The following is a 4,748-nucleotide window of genomic DNA, read 5'->3' as shown; positions in this document are numbered from 1 at the left end:
TGAGCGCCAGCGAGGGGGTGAGGCGCACCCCCTCGCTGGCGCTCAGGGTTCGCCACGACCCACGCACCTCGCTCTTTCTCCCCGGCTTCGCGCTGTCACGCCGCCACAAAGTCTGTAGAGTTCACGACAACCCACTCGGAGACGTGCCATGCCCCCGGTCGCGGAGAAGCGCGGCGTCGCGTTCCATGCGTTCATGGTGCTGTTCACCATCTTCGGCATCCCGATCATCATCGTCCTGCCGTTCCTGCTTTCGGGCTTCATCGGCCGCTGGTGAGCCGCCCCGCCGCCCACGGGCGAGCGATGCCGGCCCACTTTGTGAAAAAGTTCACAAGCCCGGCTGGACTTCGCGTTTCGAGGGGTATAGATTAGTGAAAAGTTTCACAAGCCGGGGCTGACATGCCCGTGATCTTCCCGCGATCGCTCGATTTTCGCGTCCGCCAGCTCGGCGTCGGGCTGATCGCCGCCGTCGGCCTGTTGGTGACCGGGTTCTACTACTACGCCCTGCCGAGCTACACCCGCGTCGGGTACACCCCGGAGCAACCGGTGCCGTTCTCGCACCAGCTCCACGTCGGGCACCTCGGCATGGACTGCACGTACTGCCACCAGTCGGTGTTCGAGAGCCCGCACGCGAGCGTCCCCGCGGCGCAGACGTGCATGAACTGCCACAACCCGAAGAAGGCCAACGTGAAGGGGGCCAGCCCGCTCCTCGCCCCGGTGCGGAACAGCTACGACACCGGCGCGCCGGTCGAGTGGAAGCGGGTCCACAAGCTCCCCGAGTACGCGTACTTCAACCACGCGGTCCACGTCAACAAGGGCGTGTCGTGCGTCTCGTGCCACGGGCAGGTGAACGAGATGGCCGTGGTGTCGCACGACCAGACGCTGAGCATGGGCTGGTGCCTGAAGTGCCACAACGCCCCCGAGAAGTCGCTGCGGCCCGTGGGCGAGGTGACGAACCTGACCTGGGCACCGGACAAGGCGGCGGCCGAGGCCGACGGGGCCGCGATCAAGAAGGCCCTCGCGGTGAACCCGCCGATGAGTTGCCAGGCGTGCCACCGGTAGACGATTGGGCGAGCCGGGAGCGTGAGCGACCGGAGTGATTTCTTTCGGTGAGCTCCGGTCGCTCACGCTCCCGGCTCGCCAGGATAAGCCATGACCACCACCACCCACACCGCCGGCGCCCCGGAGTTCCCGGGCTACGTGAACGTCCGCGAGGGCGACGGCGTCGCCGAGTTCGCGGACGCCGACCCGGCCGCGGCCGCGCTCAACCGCCGCTCGTTCCTCGCGCTGTCGGCCGCGGCGCTCGGGGCCGCCACGCTCGCCGGGTGCCGCCGCCCGGACATCGAGATCCTGCCGTTCTCGGCCGTGCCCGACGAGCAGATCGGCCACAGCACCTCCGGCAAGCCGACGTTCTACGCCACCAGTATCCCGCGGGCCGGCGGCGCGCTCCCGGTGCTTGTGGAAAGCCACGACGGGCGGCCCACGAAGATCGAAGGGAACCCGCAGCACCCGGCGAGCGGCGGCGCGACCGATGCGTTCGCCCAAGCGACGGTCTTCGACCTGTACAGCCCCGACCGGGTGATGTCGGACAAGTACCCCGGCGTCATGGAGCGGGGCGCGCCGCGGCGCTGGGCCGACTTCGACCGCGCCGCCCGCACGCTCATCAAGCCGCAGGGCGAGGGGTTCTACGTCCTCACCGACCAGACCCCGTCGCCGGCGCTGCGGTTGATCCGCGAGCACATCAAGACGGCGCTGCCGAAGGCGTCGTGGCACACGTTCGAGCCGGTCGATCAGACCGAGGCGCTGGCGGGGGCCGAGATCGCGTTCGGGTCGAAGCTCGTCGCGAAGTACGACTTCGCGAAGATCGACCGCATCCTCGCGCTCGACAGCGACTTCCTCGGCACCGATGCCGACGCGGTCGAGAACGGCCGCGAGTTCGCGAAGCGCCGCAAGATCGAGAAACCACGCGACAAGATGAACCGGCTGTACGTCGTCGAATCGACGTACACCGTGACCGGCACGATGGCCGACCACCGGTTGCGGTTGCCGGCGTCGCAGATCGGTGCGTTCCTCCTCGCGGTGGTCCGGGAATTGAAGGCGACGCACGCCGCGAATCTCCACCACGCCACAACGCTGCCGAACCTGCCGGAACCGGGCACCACGTTCCCCGAGAAGTGGGTGAAGGCCGTCGCGAAAGACCTCGCCGAGCACCGGTTGAAGAGCGTCATCCTCGTCGGGCACCGCCAACCGGCCTGGGTTCACGCCCTCGCTCACGTAGTGAATGAAGCACTCTTCGCATCATCCCTCATTTCGTATGTGCCCGCGTTCCCGGAGCAGACCGGGAAGGGCATCGGCGAACTGACCCGCGACATGGCCGCGGGGAAGGTGGCGACGCTCCTGATTGTCGGCGGCAACCCGGCGCTGAACGCGCCGGCTGACGCCGACTTCAAGAATGCCCTCCAGAAAGTCGGCACCCGCATCCGCCTCGGGCTGTTCCACGACCAGACGTCGGAACTGTGCGACTGGCACCTGCCGATGGCGCACCCACTCGAAAGCTGGGGCGACACCGAGACCAGCGACGGCAGCCTTTGCTGCGTTCAGCCGCTGATCGCGCCGCTCAACGGCAACCGAAGCCCGGGGACCGCGGACACCGAGCCGCCGGCCCGCGGCGGCCGCACGGCGCTCGAAGTCCTCGCGCTGATGACGGCGTTCCCGAACCCGGCCGACGGCAAGGCGACCGGCTCGTTCTTCGCGGCGCAGAAAGCCGCCTACGCCGCGGTCCGCAAGGTGTTCTCGCAACGCTCCGGCATTCAGTCCGCGGACAAGGCGTTCGACACCGAGTTCAACCGCTACAAGCAACTCGGCTTCGTGAAAGGAGACCCCCAGCTCCAACACATCGCGAACTCGGTTCAGATCGGAACCGCTGTCGCGAGGTATCGCCCGACGCCGGCCCCGACGAAGGACGCGCTCGAAGTCACGTTCCACCCCGATGCCACGCTGCTCGACGGCCGGTTCGCGATGAACCCGTGGCTCCAGGAGATGCCCGACCCGATCACGAAACTCGTGTGGGACAACGCCGCCGTCATCAGCCCGAAGACCGCCGCCGAGTTCAAGGTCGCGACCGGCGACCGCGTGAAGCTCACGATTGGTGGTGTCGCGCTCGACATCCCCGTGTTCATTCTCCCGGGCCAGGCCGACTACTCGGTCGCGCTCGCCTACGGGCAGTCCGGCGAGATGCGAATCGCGCACGTCCCCGACGGCGGCGGAACGGACGTGTTCCCGGCGCGGAAGCTCGGGGCGATGCACACCGTCACCAACTGCCGCCTTGAGAAGACCGGCAAGACGGCCGACCTCGTGATGACGCAGGAGCACGGCGTCATCCCCGAGGGCCGCAACATCATCGGCGAGCACACCGCCGCCAACTACGCGGCGCACCTGACCCGCGACCCGCACGAGCACCGCCTCCCCGGCGAGGACCGCGACCCGAAGATCGGCATCGCGCCGGGGCAGCACGTCACGCCCGAGGACTTCAAGCACGAGTTCCAGGGCGGGTACGGCAACCCGCAGCAGTTCAAGGCGCCGGCCCGGGAGAAGCAGGAGCGATTCCCGCTCGACCTCGCCCGCCCGGAGCTGCTCGACGCGCAGTTCCAGTGGGGCATGACGATCGACCTGAACGCCTGCACCGGCTGCACCGCGTGCCTCATCGCGTGCCAGGCCGAGAACAACATCCCGGTGGTCGGCAAGGCCGAGGTGAAGCGGAACCGCGAGCTGCACTGGATCCGCATCGACCGCTACTTCTCGTCCGACGGGCACACGGCCGACGCCGACCCGCGGATCGTCACGCAGCCGGTCGCGTGCGTCCACTGCGAGGCGGCCCCGTGCGAGCAGGTGTGCCCGGTGAACGCCGCGGTCCACAGCACGGAGGGGCTAAACCTCCAGGTCTACAACCGGTGCATCGGCACCCGGTACTGCGCCAACGCCTGCCCGTACAAGGTGCGGCGGTTCAACTGGTTCGACTTCAACAAGCGGAAGCTCGACGAACTCCGCACGCCGACGCCGTTCGCCGAGGGCGGCGCGTCGTTCACCGAGAACCTGCTGCCCGAAACGCTGAAGATGCAGAAGAACCCGGACGTCACCGTGCGGATGCGCGGCGTCATGGAGAAGTGTACCTACTGCATCCAGCGCATCGAGCGGGGCAAGTACGGCGCGAAGATCGCCGCCACGGAAGTCGCGCAGGGCCGGCGCGTCATCGACGCGGACCCATCGTTCAAGCACGAGGGGCCGCCGACCGCGTACCGCAAGCCGAAGAACCCGCGGGCCGCGGGGTACGACCTCGACGCGCTGGGCCGGGTCATCGTGCCCGACGGCTTGATCGTGACCGCCTGCGAGAGCGCGTGCCCCACGCGCGCGATCACCTTCGGCAACGTGCTCGACCCGAACAGCGCCGTGTACAAGGCGAAGGAGCGGGCCGGCGAGTACCTGCCCCTGGGCGAGCTGAACACGAAGCCGCGAACGAGCTACCTCCCGCGGCTGCGGAACCCGAACCCCGAACTGGCGTGACCGAAGACAGTTGATCCGCAGATTACGCAGAGGACACAGATTTCAAGACCGAGAGCAGAGGCCAGAAATTGGTTGGTTGAAGTCCTCGGCGGTTGGCGGGCCGCCACGGAGGGCGGCCCTACGGGACAGTTCGCGTTGGGTTTGTTGGGGGCGCCCACCCGGGGCGGCCCCGGGGGGCGGAACACTAGGCA

General features: G+C 68.3%; 3 protein-coding genes. All 3 read left to right on the top strand.

From position 1 onward, the window contains the following. Positions 1-148 precede the first annotated feature (148 nt). Positions 149-274, top strand: a complete 126-nt coding sequence (locus ACTIGN_RS10365; RefSeq protein WP_439623486.1) for a hypothetical protein — start codon at positions 149-151, stop codon at positions 272-274. 122 nt (positions 275-396) lie between these two features. Next, positions 397-1,059, top strand: coding sequence for a cytochrome c3 family protein (locus tag ACTIGN_RS10360; protein ID WP_439623484.1), 663 nt, complete (start codon positions 397-399; stop codon positions 1,057-1,059). A gap of 90 nt (positions 1,060-1,149) precedes the next feature. Continuing rightward, positions 1,150-4,557: a 4Fe-4S dicluster domain-containing protein gene (locus tag ACTIGN_RS10355; protein ID WP_439623482.1), complete on the top strand. Its 3,408-nt coding sequence runs from the start codon at positions 1,150-1,152 to the stop codon at positions 4,555-4,557. Positions 4,558-4,748: the final 191 nt, after the last annotated feature.

The sequence above is a fragment of the Gemmata sp. genome (assembly GCF_051859125.1).
Taxonomy (GTDB): Bacteria; Planctomycetota; Planctomycetia; order Gemmatales; family Gemmataceae; genus Gemmata.
The sequence above is the reverse complement of the archived record's forward strand: the minus strand, read 5'-3'. Positions and strand labels throughout refer to the sequence as shown.